We start from the raw sequence: 18,543 nt of genomic DNA, 5'->3' as shown, positions 1-18,543 counted from the left end.
CCTTCCGATACGGCTACCTTGTTACGACTTCACCCCAATCATCTGTCCCACCTTAGGCGGCTGGCTCCAAATGGTTACCCCACCGACTTCGGGTGTTACAAACTCTCGTGGTGTGACGGGCGGTGTGTACAAGGCCCGGGAACGTATTCACCGCGGCATGCTGATCCGCGATTACTAGCGATTCCGGCTTCATGCAGGCGAGTTGCGACCTGCAATCCGAACTGAGAATGGTTTTATGGGATTCGCTTAACCTCGCGGTCTCGACCCTTTGTACCATCCATTGTAGCACGTGTGTAGCCCAGGTCATAAGGGGCATGATGATTTGACGTCATCCCCACCTTCCTCCGGTTTGTCACCGGCAGTCACCTTAGAGTGCCCAACTGAATGCTGGCAACTAAGATCAAGGGTTGCGCTCGTTGCGGGACTTAACCCAACATCTCACGACACGAGCTGACGACAACCATGCACCACCTGTCATCCTGTCCCCGAAGGGGAACGCCCTATCTCTAGGGTTGTCAGGAGATGTCAAGACCTGGTAAGGTTCTTCGCGTTGCTTCGAATTAAACCACATGCTCCACCGCTTGTGCGGGCCCCGTCAATTCCTTTGAGTTTCAGCCTTGCCGTACTCCCCAGGCGGAGTGCTTAATGCGTTTGCGCACTAAAGGGCGGAAACCCTCTAACACTTAGCACTCATCGTTTACGGCGTGGACTACCAGGGTATCTAATCCTGTTTGCTCCCCACGCTTTCGCGCCTCAGCGTCAGTTACAGACCAAAGAGTCGCCTTCGCCACTGGTGTTCCTCCACATCTCTACGCATTTCACCGCTACACGTGGAATTCCACTCTTCTCTTCTGCACTCAAGTTCCCAGTTTCCAATGACCCTCCCGGTTGAGCCGGGGCTTTCACATCAGACTTAAGGAACCGCCTGCGCGCGCTTTACGCCCAATAATTCCGGACAACGCTTGCCACCTACGTATTACCGCGGCTGCTGGCACGTAGTTAGCCGTGGCTTTCTGGTTAGGTACCGTCAAGGTACCGGCAGTTACTCCGGTACTTGTTCTTCCCTAACAACAGAGTTTTACGATCCGAAAACCTTCATCACTCACGCGCGTTGCTCCGTCAGACTTTCGTCCATTGCGGAAGATTCCCTACTCGCCTCCCGTAGGAGTCTGGGCCGTGTCTCAGTCCCAGTGTGGCCGATCACCCTCTCAGGTCGGCTACGCATCGTTGCCTTGGTGAGCCGTTACCTCACCAACTAGCTAATGCCGGGCCATCTGTAAGTGATAGCCGAAACCATCTTTCAGCTTTCCCTCATGTGAGGGAAAGAATTATCCGGTATTAGCCCCGGTTTCCCGGAGTTATCCCAGTCTTACAGGCAGGTTGCCCACGTGTTACTCACCCGTCCGCCGCTGACTTCAGGGAGCAAGCTCCCATCTGTCCGCTCGACTTGCATGTATTAGGCACGCCGCCAGCGTTCGTCCTGAGCCAGGATCAAACTCTCCATATAAGAGTTGATTAAGCTCATAAATTGTCTTTTCAAAAAAGACTAAAGAATTAACGTTGACGTTTCTGTTTTGTTTAGTTTTCAAAGAACTAATGCGATAACTTCTTTCGAAGTGACAACGAAATTTATCTTATCATCTTCTCTTTAAGAAGTCAACAATCTTTTTTGCTTTTTTCTGTTTGATGTTCAAACAGTTTTGAAAGCTTATATCTGCCGCCGCTGTGTGGATACCTCTAAGCGACAAAGACTATCTTACAATAATATAGACCCAGTAGTCAATACCTTATATAAAAAAATCGCATGCGCAATAATTTTTTCTCACACATGGCGCGCATACAGTTTTTCTTCTTTAAAGAATATACCTTTTAGCCCAATCTTCAATAATGTTTAGCATTTCAGCGCTCAGTGGCTTTGAAATACTTCCTTTATAAATTGACTTCAGCTTTATCATAGAAGTTTCTTCTTCCTGGTCCCTAAGGAGATGGTTCATATTCGGCACATTATAGCTCTCAGCCGGGCCATTCACTTTTTCAGCAAAAAGATGCACATGCTCAGGATTTACTTGAACATCTTTCTTCCCGGTAATTGCAAGAACTGGACAGGTAATCGCGGCCAAATCTTCTTTTATATTATATTGAAAATGCTCTCGTGCCCATTTTGCATTAATCTTTGTAAATCCTTTTTTCATCACCGTCTTCTCTGATTCCATCAATTCATCGAAAACCTTCTTTTGTTTGGAGACAGCAGTTTTATGAACTTTTAAAGCACGAAGAAGAACACCATTAACCCCCTTCATCTCTTTAACTTCCTCTTCCAGCAGTCTTGCTTGTAATTCAGAAGCCTTTCTGACATTATCCGCGTGACCGGCAAGCAGGATAATTCCCGCAGCATCTGCCTGCCCATTAATAGGAGGAATTAAAGAGCACCCCTCGCTATGACCCAGCAGAAAAATTCTTTCAGGATTGATTTCCGGCAGCTCTCGCGCCGCCTTCACGGCGGCTATCCCATCATTAACTAAATCCCACATTCCTGTTTCATAAAAATCACCTCCGCTCACTCCTGCTCCCCGCTTATCATATCTGAGAACTGCCACCCCAATGGAAGCAAAAAACTCAGCAAGCATCTTATAAGCATTCATCTGCATAACCTTTGCATTGCCATCCCTGTCAACTGGACCTGAGCCATGAAATATAACAACAAGAGGAAGCTTTCCTTCTGACTCTTTCGGAAAGCTCACTGTTCCCTTTAGATTTACATCTGTATTAAAATCAGCCTCACGTTCTTTCATTATCCATCACCCCTATGCAACGACTTTACATATAAGACGCTTACTAATAAATAACGTTCAGTTTTTTATTAAATTTTTTAAGGCAATACTAATTGCAAATCTTATTTGCAATAGAAAGGGGGGGGTTTCATGCCAAAGAAAGCAGCTGCAGAAGCCAGGGATGATGAGAGCAAAAAAGATACAGAATCATCAAGCGCAAATGAAAAAGGTGAAAATGAAGTCAGCAAGCTGAATCGGATGTTAGCTGCTGTCTTGAATTATCTATCGGATGATGAGGTGGAAGAAATCGATATCGAGTATTTGCTTGCAAATACGGAAGGCCTTCGGGAATGGTGGGACCGATACAGGGAAAATAATAAGAAACAAATCGAGGAAGAAATAAAGAAATCACTTGGCTCATTAACGCTTGAGGAGCTCGAGAGTATCCGCGAACAAATAAAGAGTAAGTAGCTCTGCCACAAAAAAAGACTCGTTTGCCTAAAGCATACGAGTCCTGGTTTTTTTTATTGTTCCACAAGCTCTCCGCCTGTTAATTCAATATGTCCTTCCCCCCAGTTGCACATCGCATCCAGGATCGGGCGAAGTGACCATCCGTAATCTGTTAAGGAATATACGACCTTAGGGGGAACCTGATCAAAAACAGTGCGGTTTACAACGCCATCCGCTTCAAGTTCGCGAAGCTGCTGAGTCAGCATTTTTTGTGTAATCCCAGGCATAAGGCGCTTAAACTCGCTAGTTCGCTTTTCCCCTTTAATTAAATGACACATGATTACAACTTTCCACTTACCGCCAATCACATCTAATGTAGCTTCTACCGGAATATTGTAAGCCAACTTCATTCCCCCTCTGTTGTTTATAGGCACTAAAAAGTACCTACATTACTTTAAAGTGCGTACTGTTCATTTCGAATCATGCCATCCATAATAGCATAAGGAAGCATAAAACAAAATGGTGAAATTGACCATAGGTTACTTTTTAGTGCCTGCATTACTTTAAAGTACGTACTGTTCACCATGTTTGGCATGCTCCATAATATCTTTCATCAAGACAGTATGGCTATGGCGCCTGGCTATGCTTTCTTTGCTCTGCCATTACTTTAAATAAGGAGGATTCATTGCTAATGAGTTCTATTGCTATAGATACACAAAAAGAAAAAGGCGGCACACCAGCCCTGCTTGCACTCGCAATCAGTGCATTCGGAATTGGAACCACAGAGTTTGTTCCTGTTGGGCTGCTGTCGACCATTTCAGGTGATTTGGGAATTTCCATTACATTGGCCGGTTTATTGATTTCCGGCTATGCCATGGGAGTTGCCATTGGAGCACCTGTACTAACTGCTTTGACCAGTAAAATGAACAGAAAGTCTCTGCTCATGTCATTAATGGTTTTGTTTATCATCGGAAATTCCGTCGCAGCCCTGTCCACCTCTTTTCCCCTTTTGCTGGCTGCACGTTTTATTACAGCTTTTTCACACGGCATCTTTTTCTCAATCGGCTCGACTATTGCCGCTGATTTAGTTCCTGAAAACAAACGCGCCAGTGCGATAGCCTTTATGTTCACCGGTTTGACTGTCGCAACCGTGACAGGCGTCCCGCTCGGAACGTTTATCGGGCAGACATTTGGCTGGAGGGCCACATTTTGGGGAGTGGCGCTGCTTGGGGTAATTGGAATTATCGCCAGTGCCATACTTGTTCCTAAAGATCTTAAACAAGCACCAGCTTCCAGGTTCAGTGAACAGCTGAAAATCTTAAGCAGCGGAAAACTGCTTTTAGCTTTTAGTATTACCGCACTTGGATATGGCGGAACATTTGTTGCTTTCACCTATCTGACTCCGCTTCTCGAAAATGTAACAGGTTTTAGCGCAAAATGGGTCAGCATTATTCTGCTTGCTTACGGAGTGGCCGTGGCGATTGGCAATATTCTTGGCGGAAAAGCTTCTGATAAAGATCCATTAAAGGCATTGTTTTGGATGTTTGCTCTGCAAGCCATTATTCTGGGCCTGCTCACCTTTGCAGCACCTTTTAAAATTATTGGGCTTATTGCTATTTTTCTAATGGGCTTATTTGCTTTCATGAATGTGCCAGGCCTTCAAATTCTGGTGGTAAACCTGGCTGAGAAATATGTTCCTTCTGCTGTCAATGTTGCTTCCGCTTTAAATATTGCAGCTTTTAACATCGGAATTGCCATCGGCTCATTTGCCGGGGGACTGATCGTCGACTCTATCGGCTTAATTCACACACCCTGGATTGGCGGAGTAATGGTGCTTGGGGCCGTATTTCTGACGGGATGGCTAAAAAAACTTGAGAAACAAACTAACTAATTAAGGAGTGTCTTATATGAATAAACTATCTTTATCAAGTACTGCAGCACTTGCAAATGGAGTTAAAATGCCTAGGATTGGCCTTGGTGTATTTAAAGTGGAAAAGGAAGAAGAACTATTAACCGCTGTTAAAGCAGCAATTGAAATTGGATATAGAAGCATCGACACAGCTTCCATCTACGGCAACGAGGAATGGGTGGGAGAAGCCATCCGCCAGTCTGGTCTTAATAGAGAGGAACTTTTTATCACTTCAAAAGTGTGGAACTCTGATCAGGGCTATGAAGCAGCGCTTAAGGCGTTTAACACCTCATTGGAAAAAATGGGACTTGAATATCTTGACCTTTATTTGATCCATTGGCCTGTTGAGGGGAAATACACAGAAACTTGGAGAGCACTGGAAGATTTATATAAAGAAGGTAAAATCAAAGCGATTGGCGTCAGCAACTTTCAGATCAGCCATTTAGAAAATCTATTGAAAACAGCTGAAATCAAACCAATGATTAATCAAATTGAATTGCACCCGAAATTGGCTCAAACTGAACTTCGTGACTTTGCTGCCAAACATGATATGCACATTGAAGCGTGGGCCCCACTAATGCAAGGCGGATTATTCGAAAACGAGGCCCTGACTGAAATGGCTGAAAAACACGGAAAATCCATTGCACAAATTGTCCTAAGGTGGCACCTGCAAAACGGCATTATCGTCATCCCTAAGTCAACAAAACCTCATCGCATCAAAGAAAATGCAGGTTTATTTGATTTTGAACTGTCTCAGCAAGACATGGAATTGATTGATTCTTTAGATGAACATTTACGCGTTGGACCAGATCCCGACAATTTTGATTTTTAAATAAAAGAGACGAGGAGCAGCAGCAGGCTCCTCGTCTTTTCTTATTTGATTAACGAATTGTCTGCCTTAAAAGCGGCAATGTAATCTCTATTAAAGTACCTTCACCAATCTTGCTTTTATATACGATGCTGCCATGATGCTGCTTAATGATCTTGTGGCAAATCATAAGTCCCAGGCCAGTCCCTTTTTCTTTTAATGTATAAAAAGGTTCACCCAGTCTCGGCAGAAATTCGTCAGGGATTCCGCAGCCCTGGTCCTGAAAGGAGACAATACATCCCCCCTCATTATTATCCTGGAGGGAAATCTCAATATCCCCTCCTTTATCCATAGCCTCCATGGCGTTTTTTAAGATATTCAAAAAAACTTGCTTGATTTGATTTTTTTCACATGAAATTAAAAAATCACTATCTGCATAATTCAGCTTAAACTGGATACCGTTCATATTTGCCTGAGGGGATAATAACTCTACTGTATTCACTATAATATCCGTTAAATCAGCCGTGTCCATTTGTATGGCCTGTGGTTTTCCAAGCGAAAGCATTTCAGTGGTGATATTTTCAATGCGTTCCAGTTCGCTAAGCAGCAATTCATTAATCTGGCTATTATCGCTCCTATAAAGCTGCAGGAACCCTTTGATGGTTGTAAGCGGGTTTCGGATTTCATGGGCTACCCCGGCTGCGAGCTCCCCGACAATCGATAATTTCTCAGACTGCAAAAGAAATTCCTCTGCTTTTTTCCGCTCAGAAATATCCCTGCTGATCATGACAACATGCTCGATTACACCCTTTTCACCTTCAACCGGCATACAGCGTGACTCAAATTCAATCCAATGGCCCTCTCTGTGTTTTAGGCGGAACTCCATTGTCATTCGCTCATTATTTTCGAATATCCTTTGCATGCCTGCCTGAAAATTATCCGCTTCATCCGGATGAATAACAATATCCACTTCCAGCTTTTGCACCTCCGGCACTTCATATCCTAAAACAAACTCATGTGATGGTGATAGATAACTCAAACTGCGATCCCTGTCCATTACCGCAATTAAGTCTGATGTATTTTCAGCGATCAGCCGGTATTTAGACTCACTTTCTTCCAGCGTCTTTTCCATCCGTTTTTTTTCTGTGATGATTCGTATCAATCTTTCATAGGATTCAATCAGCAAACTCCCAACAATGACACCAAGACCCACAAACAGAATATATTGAAGATGAAAAATAGGGCTGTCCCTAAAAACGTTAAAAATTATCGGTACCGTTATAATATAAATGACACAATATACACCATATAATATGGCCGTTTTTCTAACCGCCTTAAGGTGGCGGCTATATCTATGTACGACTGTAAATGCAATCAAAATAAGCGATAATCCTATTATGGCTGGCAGCCAATTCTCACTGTTTACAAGCCTTGATACAAGGGCAATTATTCCGGTAATAAACCCTGCCCCTGGCCCCAAATAGGAAAATACCAAAATCAGAATGGCGTAACGAATATCATAGGAATAACCCTGCTCGTTAAAAGATAAACCCACAAGAATGGCAGAAATAACTCCTGCATACAGGCCGCCCAAAAGATGCAGGTCCTTAAGCGGTTTATGATTGATAAATGAGCGGAGAATTAAAGGCACACTGACCAATAATGAAAAAATGGAGAGATTAACAATGTAGTCTAATAGTATCAATGAGGCTCCCACCTATTTTGAGAAATTCTTAATATTCTTTCTTTATCATAAACCAGAGGTGATGACCTTTCCACTACTATTTTAGGAGCCTCTAAAGGATATGCTAGAACTGATTTAAAAAGGGCCAATCCCTGGAAGGATAGGCCCTTTTTCGTTACACTTTCTTCACAAACTCCGACTTCAGCTTCATGGCGCCAAAGCCATCGATCTTACAGTCAATATCATGATCCCCATCCACGAGGCGAATATTTTTCACCTTGGTGCCAATCTTAATAACGAAAGAAGTGCCTTTCACTTTAAGATCTTTAATGACTGATACTGTATCTCCATCAGTTAGTACATTTCCATTAGAATCCTTAATCACCTTTTCGTCTTCAAGACTGTTGGTTTCGGATTCAGCTGTCCACTCATATGCACACACAGGACATACAAATAGCGTACCGTCCTCGTATGTATACTCTGAACAGCATTTCGGGCAATTAGGCAAGCTAGACATTTCGTTTTCCTCCATTGTTCAGCATTTTTTTCCGTTTAGCCATAAATATGAATATCATGAAAGCTGCAATAATAACGAATGCTATTAAAGTATATAAGATATATGTTGGATCTTCATTCACATCCTGTGGAATAAACCGATTGGCAATAGGTCCCACAGACAAAAACAGGGGAATTATAATCGTAAACCATGTTTTTGTATAAATAGCAGAAACGATAAATATAACCGCACAAACTGCCACAATCACATTATTCTGAAAGGGTGTTGCTGTAAAAATCGGTTCAAACCCCTGTTTCTGATTCCAAAGTAAAATCATAACCATTAAACCTGTCATGGCTACACTAGCTCCTAAAAGGAGAACTGCACTCCACTTGGAATGAAGAAATTTTGGCAGCACTCTGAAGATCAGAAGGCTATAAGCTCCCACTGCAATTGATCCTGCGATGATGGCGATCCAGAGCATACCTTTGGATAATGAAAAGTTCCCTTCAATTGCAGGACCTACACTGACATAGGCACCCAGCAAAAGAATCATCAGCGGCACCAGCCCTGCCATCTGACGATAATCGGTACTCATTGATTCTCCGATGCTTTTCATATATTGCTTTGGGCTATCCCCGATAATATAAGACACATCTTTCCCATCGGCTTCAGCTTCCATTAAATGCACTTCAAGCTCTTCTGTTATTTCATTTATTTCATCATCGTTTTTCCCTTTTGACATCAGGTAAAAACGAAGCTCTGTCAAAAACTGTTCAGACTCTTTTGAGACCATTCTTCATATCCCCCTTTTATTCAATACATTGTCAACAGATGAACTTACCTGCTCCCAGCGCCCAATAAATAGCTCCAGCTCCTGCTCGCCTTTTTCAGTTAATGTGTAATATTTTCGTTTAGGTCCAGCTGTTGACTTTCGCAAAGTAGCACTGATCAGCCCTTCTTTTTGCATACGCAGAAGCAGCGGATAAATGGTGCCTTCGCTCAATGAGCGAAATCCATATGACTCCAATTTCGCTGCCAATTCATACCCATATATCTCCCCTTCTTTAATTATGGCTAATAAACAACCGTCCAGAATTCCTTTTAACATTTGCGTGGTATCTGACATTGACCTTACTCCTTCCACTACCTTGTATTACAAGATAATCACCTGCAGTTAAATACCTTGCAATACAAGATATACTCTTACTATAACTCTCACTATATTGTAATGCAAGGTATTTTTATAAAAAATAGGTGATTTTTTACTCTAATCAATCAAACGTTTGATTGAACTATTTTTACTGCCATATCGATTGTTTTTAGCCGAAGAGGGAATAATAAGTTAATGTGGACCAGTGCCTGACCATTGGCCCCCGTTTTATCCAACGGCCTTATCTAAAACTTATGCTTAAACACATTCTCAATTATAAACTTAAATCTCATATTAGTTGAGATTGATGCAGGCAAAAAAAGGGTAATTAAAATAAGAAAGAGTTATACTGTTATTAACGAGCTTAAGGCTGTTTTGAAAGTTCCATTCCATACTGATTTCACCTAAGAAAAAGCGGAATTAAACATTGGAGTCTTATTTTGTCATTTAAGGTTTCCGCCCTCCAACCGAAAAGGAGCAAATTTTCACAGCTTATCCCTTGACAAAAAATATATCGTATATGATAATTATTACCGAATTAGAATTATTATTAAATAGTTCGCTATTTAATTAATAATCATATCACTCAACCAATTAAGGAGGAATTTAATCATGGCATTAATCGGTTCAGAAGTACTACCATTCGCAGCAAAAGCTTACCATAACGGTGATTTCATCGATGTTACTGAAGAAAATTTCAAAGGAAAGTGGAGCGTAGTATGCTTCTACCCAGCAGACTTCACATTCGTATGCCCTACTGAATTAGAAGACCTTCAAAATGAATATGCAACTTTAAAAGATATGGGAGCAGAAGTTTATTCTGTATCAACTGATACTCACTTCACTCATAAAGCATGGCACGATAACTCAGAAACAATCAACAAGATTGAATACGTTATGATTGGTGACCCTAACCAAAGAATTTCCCGCAACTTCGAAGTTCTGAACGAAGAAGATGGACTGGCAGAACGCGGAACATTCATCATCGATCCAGATGGCATCATCCAAACTGTTGAAATCAACGCTGGCGGAATTGGCCGTGACGCAAGCCAGGTTGTAAGCAAGCTTAAAGCAGCTCAATATGTACGCAACAACCCAGGTGAAGTTTGCCCGGCTAAGTGGAAAGAAGGATCTGAAACACTTAAGCCAAGCCTTGATCTAGTAGGTAAAATCTAAGGAGCACGATAATCATGTTACTTGATGCAGATATAAAAGCACAGTTAGCTCAATATCTTCAGATGATGGAGGGCGACATCCTTCTAAAAGTCAGCGCTGGATCAGATAAAGTATCCAGCGACATGCTGGCTTTAGTAGATGAGCTATCCAATATGTCCTCCCACATTAAAGTTGAGCGTACTGAATTACAAAGGACGCCAAGCTTTAGTGTAAATCGTCCAGGTGAAGATACTGGCATTACCTTTGCCGGCATTCCTCTTGGACATGAATTCACTTCCTTAGTGCTTGCTCTGCTTCAAGTTAGCGGAAGAGCACCTAAGGTTGATCAGAAAGTCATCGATCAGGTGAAGAAGATTGAGGGCGAATATCGTTTTGAAACTTATGTCAGCTTAAGCTGCCACAACTGCCCTGATGTGGTACAGGCTCTTAACGTCATGAGTGTTCTTAACCCTAATATTTCACACACAATGATCGATGGTGCTGCTTACAAAGAAGAAGTAGATGCTAAAGAAATCATGGCAGTGCCGACAGTTCTTCTAAATGGCGAATCATTCGGCAGCGGCCGGATGTCCCTTGAAGAAATTCTGGCGAAAATGGGAACAGGACCTGACGCATCAGAATTTACAGATAAGGGTCCTTATGATGTGCTTGTGATTGGCGGCGGTCCAGCGGGATCAAGCGCTGCAATCTATGCGGCACGCAAAGGCATCCGCACCGGCATCGTTGCTGAACGCTTTGGCGGCCAGGTAATGGATACTTTAGGCATCGAAAACTTTATCAGTGTGAAGCATACAGAAGGCCCTAAGCTTGTTGCAAGCCTTGAAGAACACGTGAAAGATTATGGCATCGATGTCATGAATCTGCAGCGTGCAAAGAGACTTGAGAAGAAGGACCTTGTTGAAATCGAACTTGAAAACGGTGCTGTTCTGAAAAGTAAATCAGTCATCCTTTCAACTGGTGCACGCTGGAGAAATGTCAACGTGCCAGGCGAAGCAGAGTTCAAAAACAAAGGGGTAGCTTATTGCCCTCACTGTGATGGCCCTTTATTTGAAGGCAAAGACGTAGCGGTTATCGGCGGAGGCAACTCTGGTGTAGAAGCGGCCATTGACCTTGCAGGGATTGTTAACCATGTAACGGTTATCGAATTCAATCCTGAATTGAAAGCAGATGCCGTTCTGCAGGAGCGTCTGAACAGCCTTCCAAACGTTACGGTTGTCACAAATGCTCAGACAACTGAAATTACCGGAACTGACAAAGTAAACGGTATTTCATACATGGATCGTGAGACAGAAAAACAACACCATGTTGAACTGCAAGGTGTATTCGTCCAAATCGGCCTGGTTCCTAACACAGATTGGTTAGGCGACCAGATCAAGCGTACCCGCTTCGGCGAAATCGTTGTGGACAAGCGCGGTGCCACAAACATCCCTGGTGTATTTGCTGCAGGAGACTGTACAGACAGTGCCTACAAGCAAATCATTATCTCTATGGGATCCGGCGCTACTGCAGCTCTTGGTGCGTTTGATTACCTGATCCGAAATTAAGTTTTTACTCAGCAAAACGTTACGATTACCTATCATGAAACGTTTTGACATGTTACCCTCCAATCACATAAAAAGCCGCTTCCTGCCTTTGGCAGGAGCGGCTTTTCTTATCGTGAAAAATCAATCAAACATTTGATTGAATTCCGAAAAAGGCTGTTCTAAAGCTGATTTATAGCAGATTTTCAAAAGTGGCATCATAGAATATACAAACTTTAACAGGAGAACCACCATTGAAAAGCAACTCAAAGTAGCAGCAGCCATTATTGAAAACGACCAAAACGAAATCCTGTGCACTTCGATCTCCGCTAATGTCACAAGTAAATATATGGGAATACCCTGGATGAAAAGTCGAACCAGGTGAGGATCTATTCTCTGCTTTAAAAAGAGAAATTGATGAGGAACTGGTGAAATAGAAACAGTTGAGCTGTTCCATGAAAATATCTATGAATATGGAAACATTGTGATTAATCTATTCTCCATCAAATGCAGGATTGTTGAAGGCACGCCAACTCCGAGAAAACACTCCGAAAATCTATGCTCATTAAAGTGGGCACCTCCGGATATGCCGGATGTTGAAAAGCTGATGTAAAGAGAAATAGGATTTTCAATTGCAACCTTTCCGGAACACCCTTTTTATATGTATGCAACAACACCCTCCCCTCTCTCGTGACACACAGCTTAACATTGTCTGCATGGTACGTTGCTGTTCTTCTGTTAGAAACGGATTGTAATGAACAATCTTTTACATACCCAACAAGTTTTCTTTTTTTCCTCCCCGTCCGGTATGGTAAAGACCTCCTGATGATGGTATTCTTTTAGGTCCCCGCAGTTCTCTCAGCGGCTTTCTTGTTATAGACCTTCTACAATTCAAAATATGCAGACAGGCTCTTTTTGGTATAGCAAGATTTCTATAGTATACTGGCCGACTTCTATTGATAGGTAAATGGAAATAAAATTGCCACAGAGCGTGGAGGCTTACACTTTTTCACATCTCCTTAACCTTCCCCCGGTTGTTAATCTTTTTCCGCTAATATTTTAGAGTTCCGTCTATTCAAATAAATATAGAATGCATACTATGTTTATAGAATTAGATATTTTAGGAGAGATTAAAATGCTTGATCAAGTTTCCATCCTTATTCCCTATAAACCAGGTGATAGACAAAGAGACTTAAATTTTGAGTGGATTATAAACTTTTATCAATCAAAGATGCCTGAAACAGAACTGTGTATTGGTATATGCAACGATAAGGTCTTCAATAAATCAAAAGCTGTTAATTCGGCTGCTCAACAAGCAACACGTAATATATTCGTTATAGCTGATGGGGATATTGTGTACGATCCTGCTATCATAGTTGAAGCTGTTGAATTACTAAATGAGAATGCTTGGATTATTCCATTTAGTAAAGTTGTAAACCTTTCCAGCAAAGACACAAAAAAATTATTAAGACAAAAACCAAATTGGCCGCTTAGTGTTAAATTAAAAGACTTTCAAATTGAGAAGTATTATAAGAATTTCGCAGGAAAATTAAATGTAATCACTCGCAAAAACTTTTTAACTGCATACGGATTCGATGAAAGGTTTAATGGATGGGGTGGGGAGGACGATGCATTTTGCTGTGCTGCCAATACTTTATGTGGAAATTTCAAAAGGATTGATGGAAGAAAGGTTTACCATTTATGGCATCCACATATCGGTTGGGAAAATTCCCCGAATAAAGAGGAAAATCTAAGATTACTTAAATTGTATAAGAAAGCAAACGGGAACAAAGATCAAATAATGGATCTCATATTATCGCGGGAGTCTTAAGAAAAAATCCATTCGGAACATGATACATTTAAAGCTTGAAAAAACATTTTTTATTTACACACTTTTATTTAATCAGAAAGGGGGAATAAATTTGTTTATCTCTGTTGTGATGTCTGTCTACAATACAGAAAAGTATGTAAAACAAGCGGTAGATAGCATCCTTCTTCAAACCCACAAAAACTTTGAATTTATTATTATTAATGATGGTTCAACAGATAACACCAGAAAAATATTAGATACTATTGAAGATAATCGGGTTAATATTATTCATTTAGAAAAAAATCATGGTGTCGCTTATGCTCGTAATCTGGGGGTTCAGGCAGCAAAGGGTGAATGGATCGCTGTACAGGATGCTGATGATATAAGTATGCCCTCGAGACTGGAGAAGCAAGCTGAATTTATTGAATCCCATCCGCATGTCATTGCTGTTGGCAGCAAGATTGAATGTATATCCGGTAAACCTGCTGTATCAAGAAGAGTTACAAACGGTATTAGTAACTTCCATAATTCTCTTCTGACTAATGATGATCTTCTTAAAGAACGGTTTAGGTCTTGTCCCCTATCACATGGCAGTTGTATTTTTTCAAAAAAAGCCTTTGAAACCGCCGGAAGATATGATTCTAAATACCGGCTGATTCAAGATTATGATCTATGGCTGCGCATGTTTAATATTGGTTCCATTGAAATTGTACCTGAAGTTCTCTATTTATATAGAGTCCACCAGGGCTCGTTAACGAATCATAGCAGAAATGCCTTTTGTATTGAAATGAATCAAATATCAATGAAGTATATTTGTAAATTTTATTTTGGCCAAAAGGTAAAAAAACCAATATTTATAGTATTTGGCCCAAAACAGCATTGTAAAATTTTTAGAGATCATGTTGTACGATATGGAAAGTTTAAAATACATCAATATGTGTCCTTTAAACATTATAAAGATTACTTGGATTCCTCTTACCAGAAGTTTAGGAATGAAACTGTTGACGGAATTATTGTCCTGGATCCCCATAAGGGTCCCGAATGCAAAGAAACATTGTCTTATTTAGAGTCAAAAGGGATGAATTATAATCAAAACTTGTTTAGCCTATATAATATTCTCGAATTATAAAACATCAAGGCTTTTTGTTTGATATATTACAAAGGGCCTGGGCAGAACCACCTTAAACTACGAACTAATTTTATTTGATACTCCAAATCAGGTTGGAACTTGCAATCTGAATGCACAAGAGAAATAGAAAAGCACATGTGCATACATTAATTAAATTCTATGGACAGGCACCTCCCTTATCAAACACGAATGAAGACCTAGCACTTTTTTTCTAAAATAGTTTCTTCCTCATTGGACCATTAAGTTAAAAACCAGTTTCCTTATAAATCAGTGAAAGCCAAAAGCCCAATCTCCAAAAGTCAATAAACGATAATATATCAGCCATACTAGTTTCGTTCATCATAATCCAGAATAAACTTTCCCCGTTTCTATTTGTTCAGCACAAGCAGATTTTTCAGCTCTTTAATAGATTAGAAAATAAATTTGTTTATTATGAGGTGTATGGTATGCCGGATTTATAACAATGTACCCTGGTTCGATGAAAATATATACCTTCCTCAAAACCTAACCCTTTAACCTATAAAAACAAAATGAAAAATAAAGTAAGGAGATTTAGTAAAATGAGTGAAACAGCCAACAGTTCGTCCGGTCAATCCAATCCAACATGTTCGGTAAATAATAATCCTCCCAATACAAATACATTTAATCCAATAATCAACATTACAACAGCAGGAATAGCCGGACCTCTTACCACCGCAAACAACGCTTTAATTGGACTAAATACTACTACTTCAGTACAACCAAATACTCCGATTCCTTTAGATACGAACCAATTAATTAATGGAAGTGCAATTTCACACGCATCTCCATCCCCAATCATTAATCTGGAACCAAACCAAACTTATCTTGTCGAATACTCAGTACATGGAACTGCACCAAAGGGAAGTGGAGTAAATGCTGCACTCCGTTTAAATCAAAATACAATAATACCGTTTAGCGAAGCAACCAATGATTTCAACTTCGTTTCACCTACTGAAGCACCAATGGGGGCCACTGGAGGAGCAGTCTTTAATACAACAGGCAACAGCCTCAACACACTTGAAGTTTTAAATCTAGCACCTACAGGGCCAACAACCTTTGTAAGTAACCCACCTTTCTTTAGAGCTGTAAGTTTGAGAATAGTTAGATTATCTTAGGTGTAAAAACTTTATTCGCAATTTTTAAATTCAGCACCTGATCCCATCTCGTTAAAAAATTTTCGCATTGAGGGTCAGGCACTATAAATTTTGATAGGGCACGTTTATTTTTTGCATATTGAGTTTGGTATGGTATTGAAGACATGAAAAAGCAAAAGTTCCCCACAAGCCTTAGAAAATGGGGAACTTTTTTCAATTCTCCTTTCAAGAGGACACCGCCCAGAATCATCCCCCTCCTACCCTTCAATTCACCGCCATCCTCCCCAGTGGCCCATTCTCATCAATAATATCCTGCAGATCATAAACGGAAATCGGAAACATCGGAAATCCATAGGCATATGGCGTTATTTCATAGAGCTGAAAATAGATGATCAGTGCTTTGTCTGCTATATAAAAGTCCTGATCAGGCCTAATGGCTTTAAAATCTACAAGCAGCGGAATGTCGCGCTGTTTAATTTGAATTGAGATCAGCTCAGTCAGGCGTTTTACATAATCACTGCCCGGCTTAAATAAATCCTTTAAGGAAACCTGCTTCCCCTTTTGCAGATCAAACGTCAGAGATTTTATAACCGTCATACCATGTGCCGCATGATAATGATACACGTAATTGGATAAAGACAGACTCAGGACGTCTCGCTGATTATTTTTAATCTCATAATATCCATATAAGTCTACTACTGTCGTATCCATGGCCCCTGTTTGCTGGGTGATGAGCTGCTGATTCTCCTTCACAATCGTGCTATTTATAAGATCCTGAAGCTGCCTGTTTTGCATCCCAGTCACACGGGGGTAATAGACCACTTTGGTGGGTCCGGTGCTGATCGTCATCGTTTTGATGCCTGCTGGAAAGTTTATTGCCACAGTAATCCATCCTTTTTGGGTTTTTAACTATCCTATTCAAGTTAGGGCATATTGGATCACACCTCTTCCCAAAAACACACAAAGCCAGCTCCTGCTGCTATAATAATTCTGCAGCAAAAACTGGCTATTTTAAAAGATATCCTTCACTTTTTTCCGCGGTTCCTAAATCGTTTCCGCCAATCTCCAAATCGCAAATTCCTGGTTATTATGTTTTTCTGCTGCTGTGGGTACTCCATTCGCTGCTTCTATCACTTTCCGATAGATTTCTTCTCCGATTTCTTCAATCGTGTTCAAACCATCAATGATTTTCCCTGCATTCACATCGATATGTTCGGACATGATCTCGTACAGTTTTGGATTTGTTCCAATCTTTATCACCGGTACAATCGGCGAACCGGTCGGGGAGCCTTTTCCCGTGGAGAATAGCACAATTTGCGCTCCTCCTGCCGCAAGCCCGGCTACCGACTCCACATCATAACCCGGTGTATCCATAAAGATAAATCCCTTTTCGGCTGGCTTTTGAGCGTAAGCCACTACTTCCATTAAAGGAGAATTGCCGCCTTTTTTAATACATCCCAATGATTTTTCTTCAAGTGTCGTTAAACCGCCGGCCATATTACCTGGGGTAGGATTTGCGGATCTGATATCTTCACCCGTATCCCTGATTCTCATCTCATAGTCCTTTACAATTTTCAGGAATTTCTCTCCTACTCCTGGATTTACAGCCCGATTGGCTAATATATGCTCCGCTCCGATTGCTTCTGTTGTTTCGGCTAAAATACTAGTGCCGCCATCTCTTACAACCGCATCAGAGCACACCCCGATTGCAGGGTTTGCCGTTATTCCGGACCAGGCATCCGATCCGCCGCATTCGAGGCCAATCGTTAATTCTGTTATATCAGCTGTTTCTTTTTGCTCATTCCGGCTTCGTTCCATTGCTTTTTCAAGCCATAGTTTTCCTTCATTAAGGACGACCGATATGGACTGGCCCTTTTGAAAAGTAATCGCATGCACATGGTGGCCATCCTTCTTCAGCGCTGAAACAATTTCTTCAGCAGGGTCACCCTCTCCCATCCCCAAAAAAAGTGCGGCGCTGACATTTGGATGGCCAGCTGTCCCTCTAAGAGTTCGGATCGTCTGTTCTAAATCCTCTGGGTATTGGGCTTTTCCTGCTTGATGTGCTACAGGAATTACACCCGGTACAAGCTGGGCCATTTTCTTCGTAAGACCGGCCAATTCACCAACCGTATTAATAACGATTACATGATTTCTTACACCAATACTCCCGTTTGCCCGGCGATATCCTTCAAATGTTTTCATCGCTGCTGCACCTCCATAAGAGCACTCAATCGTTCCTCTTCTTTTAATCCGCGGACATTGGAAACGTGAACATAGTAACCAGGACTAATTTCTTCCGTTGAGATACCCATGCATTCCCCATATTTAATGATCTTACTGTCTTTTGGTATAAAGATAGTAGCAATCTTATGCCCATACGGGATATTCTCTTTGATTTCGATTGCTTCATTTTCGCCCTGTACTGCCAGGAATTCGCCCGGCTTTATGCTTCTGAGTGCAACTGCTACATTGTCTTTTCTGTCCAGCTTGATCGCATTGTATTTTTGGCTCATCATACTACC

The 18,543-nt window shown here is 41.4% G+C and carries 17 protein-coding genes and 1 rRNA gene (1 of these 18 cut by a window edge); 8 read left to right on the top strand and 10 right to left on the bottom strand.

From position 1 onward, the window contains the following. Both IRB79_RS03710 and IRB79_RS03705 read right to left on the bottom strand, forming a co-directional pair. Positions 1-1,507: ribosomal RNA gene (locus IRB79_RS03710) — 16S ribosomal RNA — on the bottom strand (it extends 21 nt beyond the left edge of the window). A 346-nt stretch (positions 1,508-1,853) separates the two neighbouring features. Further along, on the bottom strand, positions 1,854-2,792 hold the full coding sequence (locus tag IRB79_RS03705) for an alpha/beta hydrolase family protein (RefSeq protein ID WP_243506803.1): 939 nt from the start codon (positions 2,790-2,792) through the stop codon (positions 1,854-1,856). Positions 2,793-2,921: 129 nt separating this feature from the next. Between IRB79_RS03705 and IRB79_RS03700 the strand changes: the two genes are divergently transcribed. Next, the gene (locus tag IRB79_RS03700; RefSeq protein WP_243506802.1) at positions 2,922-3,242 is read left to right on the top strand and encodes a hypothetical protein; all 321 of its coding nucleotides are present in this window, start codon (positions 2,922-2,924) and stop codon (positions 3,240-3,242) included. 53 nt (positions 3,243-3,295) lie between these two features. Here IRB79_RS03700 and IRB79_RS03695 read toward each other — a convergent pair whose 3' ends face one another. Further along, positions 3,296-3,631: a winged helix-turn-helix transcriptional regulator gene (locus IRB79_RS03695; RefSeq protein ID WP_243506801.1), complete on the bottom strand. Its 336-nt coding sequence runs from the start codon at positions 3,629-3,631 to the stop codon at positions 3,296-3,298. 281 nt (positions 3,632-3,912) lie between these two features. Here IRB79_RS03695 and IRB79_RS03690 point away from each other — a divergent pair, with 281 nt between their 5' ends. Then, positions 3,913-5,112 carry an MFS transporter gene (locus IRB79_RS03690; protein ID WP_243506800.1) on the top strand — a complete coding sequence of 400 codons (1,200 nt, stop codon included), beginning with the start codon at positions 3,913-3,915 and terminating at the stop codon, positions 5,110-5,112. Positions 5,113-5,128: 16 nt separating this feature from the next. Then, entirely contained in the window at positions 5,129-5,962 is an 834-nt protein-coding gene (locus IRB79_RS03685; RefSeq protein ID WP_243506799.1) for an aldo/keto reductase, read from the top strand. Between the two features lie 49 nt (positions 5,963-6,011). Here the strand turns inward: IRB79_RS03685 and IRB79_RS03680 are convergent, their stop codons facing one another. From IRB79_RS03680 to IRB79_RS03665, 4 genes are all read right to left on the bottom strand, one after another. Beyond that, positions 6,012-7,643 (bottom strand): ATP-binding protein, encoded by a 1,632-nt coding sequence (locus IRB79_RS03680; protein WP_243506798.1) that lies wholly within the window; start codon positions 7,641-7,643, stop codon positions 6,012-6,014. A 154-nt stretch (positions 7,644-7,797) separates the two neighbouring features. Further along, complete coding sequence (locus tag IRB79_RS03675) at positions 7,798-8,139, bottom strand: zinc ribbon domain-containing protein YjdM (protein ID WP_243506797.1); 342 nt, start codon at positions 8,137-8,139, stop codon at positions 7,798-7,800. Further along, a complete protein-coding gene (locus IRB79_RS03670) occupies positions 8,132-8,914 on the bottom strand; it encodes a hypothetical protein (RefSeq protein ID WP_243506796.1) in 783 nt (260 codons plus the stop codon). Before IRB79_RS03670 ends, IRB79_RS03675 begins: the two co-directional genes overlap by 8 nt. Positions 8,915-8,917: 3 nt before the next feature. After that, on the bottom strand, positions 8,918-9,247 hold the full coding sequence (locus tag IRB79_RS03665; protein WP_243506795.1) for a PadR family transcriptional regulator: 330 nt from the start codon (positions 9,245-9,247) through the stop codon (positions 8,918-8,920). Positions 9,248-9,883: 636 nt separating this feature from the next. On the opposite strand from IRB79_RS03665, the gene ahpC reads away from it, so the two are divergent. The 5 genes from ahpC to IRB79_RS03635 all read left to right on the top strand — a co-directional run bounded on the left by ahpC (position 9,884) and on the right by IRB79_RS03635 (position 16,042). Further along, the gene (ahpC, locus tag IRB79_RS03660) at positions 9,884-10,447 is read left to right on the top strand and encodes an alkyl hydroperoxide reductase subunit C (protein ID WP_009335870.1); all 564 of its coding nucleotides are present in this window, start codon (positions 9,884-9,886) and stop codon (positions 10,445-10,447) included. A gap of 14 nt (positions 10,448-10,461) precedes the next feature. Then, entirely contained in the window at positions 10,462-11,991 is a 1,530-nt protein-coding gene (gene ahpF / locus IRB79_RS03655) for an alkyl hydroperoxide reductase subunit F (RefSeq protein WP_243506794.1), read from the top strand. A gap of 1,111 nt (positions 11,992-13,102) precedes the next feature. Further along, positions 13,103-13,798, top strand: coding sequence for a galactosyltransferase-related protein (locus IRB79_RS03645; protein ID WP_243506793.1), 696 nt, complete (start codon positions 13,103-13,105; stop codon positions 13,796-13,798). Between the two features lie 91 nt (positions 13,799-13,889). After that, a complete protein-coding gene (locus tag IRB79_RS03640) occupies positions 13,890-14,906 on the top strand; it encodes a glycosyltransferase family 2 protein (protein WP_243506792.1) in 1,017 nt (338 codons plus the stop codon). Between the two features lie 560 nt (positions 14,907-15,466). Then, on the top strand, positions 15,467-16,042 hold the full coding sequence (locus tag IRB79_RS03635; protein ID WP_243506791.1) for a hypothetical protein: 576 nt from the start codon (positions 15,467-15,469) through the stop codon (positions 16,040-16,042). Positions 16,043-16,285: 243 nt separating this feature from the next. Here the strand turns inward: IRB79_RS03635 and IRB79_RS03630 are convergent, their stop codons facing one another. The 3 genes from IRB79_RS03630 to IRB79_RS03620 all read right to left on the bottom strand — a co-directional run bounded on the left by IRB79_RS03630 (position 16,286) and on the right by IRB79_RS03620 (position 18,537). After that, positions 16,286-16,903 carry a DUF3298 and DUF4163 domain-containing protein gene (locus IRB79_RS03630; protein WP_243506790.1) on the bottom strand — a complete coding sequence of 206 codons (618 nt, stop codon included), beginning with the start codon at positions 16,901-16,903 and terminating at the stop codon, positions 16,286-16,288. Between the two features lie 162 nt (positions 16,904-17,065). After that, entirely contained in the window at positions 17,066-18,223 is a 1,158-nt protein-coding gene (locus IRB79_RS03625; RefSeq protein WP_243506788.1) for a UxaA family hydrolase, read from the bottom strand. Next, positions 18,220-18,537, bottom strand: coding sequence for a UxaA family hydrolase (locus IRB79_RS03620; protein ID WP_243506786.1), 318 nt, complete (start codon positions 18,535-18,537; stop codon positions 18,220-18,222). The genes IRB79_RS03625 and IRB79_RS03620 overlap by 4 nt, the downstream gene beginning before the upstream one ends. Positions 18,538-18,543: the final 6 nt, after the last annotated feature.

The organism is Cytobacillus oceanisediminis, assembly GCF_022811925.1.
GTDB classification, from domain to species: domain Bacteria; phylum Bacillota; class Bacilli; order Bacillales; family Cytobacillaceae; genus Cytobacillus; species Cytobacillus oceanisediminis_D.
This window is presented reverse-complemented; position numbering and strand designations above follow the sequence as displayed.

Coding starts and splice junctions, on each gene's coding strand:
- ahpF (WP_243506794.1), top strand. CDS start 10,462: ATGTTACTTGATGCAGATATAAAAGCACAGTTAGCTCAATATCTTCAG.
- IRB79_RS03695 (WP_243506801.1), bottom strand. CDS start 3,631: ATGAAGTTGGCTTACAATATTCCGGTAGAAGCTACATTAGATGTGATT.
- IRB79_RS03635 (WP_243506791.1), top strand. CDS start 15,467: ATGAGTGAAACAGCCAACAGTTCGTCCGGTCAATCCAATCCAACATGT.
- IRB79_RS03665 (WP_243506795.1), bottom strand. CDS start 9,247: ATGTCAGATACCACGCAAATGTTAAAAGGAATTCTGGACGGTTGTTTA.
- IRB79_RS03620 (WP_243506786.1), bottom strand. CDS start 18,537: ATGATGAGCCAAAAATACAATGCGATCAAGCTGGACAGAAAAGACAAT.
- IRB79_RS03625 (WP_243506788.1), bottom strand. CDS start 18,223: ATGAAAACATTTGAAGGATATCGCCGGGCAAACGGGAGTATTGGTGTA.
- ahpC (WP_009335870.1), top strand. CDS start 9,884: ATGGCATTAATCGGTTCAGAAGTACTACCATTCGCAGCAAAAGCTTAC.
- IRB79_RS03645 (WP_243506793.1), top strand. CDS start 13,103: ATGCTTGATCAAGTTTCCATCCTTATTCCCTATAAACCAGGTGATAGA.
- IRB79_RS03690 (WP_243506800.1), top strand. CDS start 3,913: ATGAGTTCTATTGCTATAGATACACAAAAAGAAAAAGGCGGCACACCA.
- IRB79_RS03705 (WP_243506803.1), bottom strand. CDS start 2,792: ATGAAAGAACGTGAGGCTGATTTTAATACAGATGTAAATCTAAAGGGA.
- IRB79_RS03670 (WP_243506796.1), bottom strand. CDS start 8,914: ATGGTCTCAAAAGAGTCTGAACAGTTTTTGACAGAGCTTCGTTTTTAC.
- IRB79_RS03685 (WP_243506799.1), top strand. CDS start 5,129: ATGAATAAACTATCTTTATCAAGTACTGCAGCACTTGCAAATGGAGTT.
- IRB79_RS03700 (WP_243506802.1), top strand. CDS start 2,922: ATGCCAAAGAAAGCAGCTGCAGAAGCCAGGGATGATGAGAGCAAAAAA.
- IRB79_RS03675 (WP_243506797.1), bottom strand. CDS start 8,139: ATGTCTAGCTTGCCTAATTGCCCGAAATGCTGTTCAGAGTATACATAC.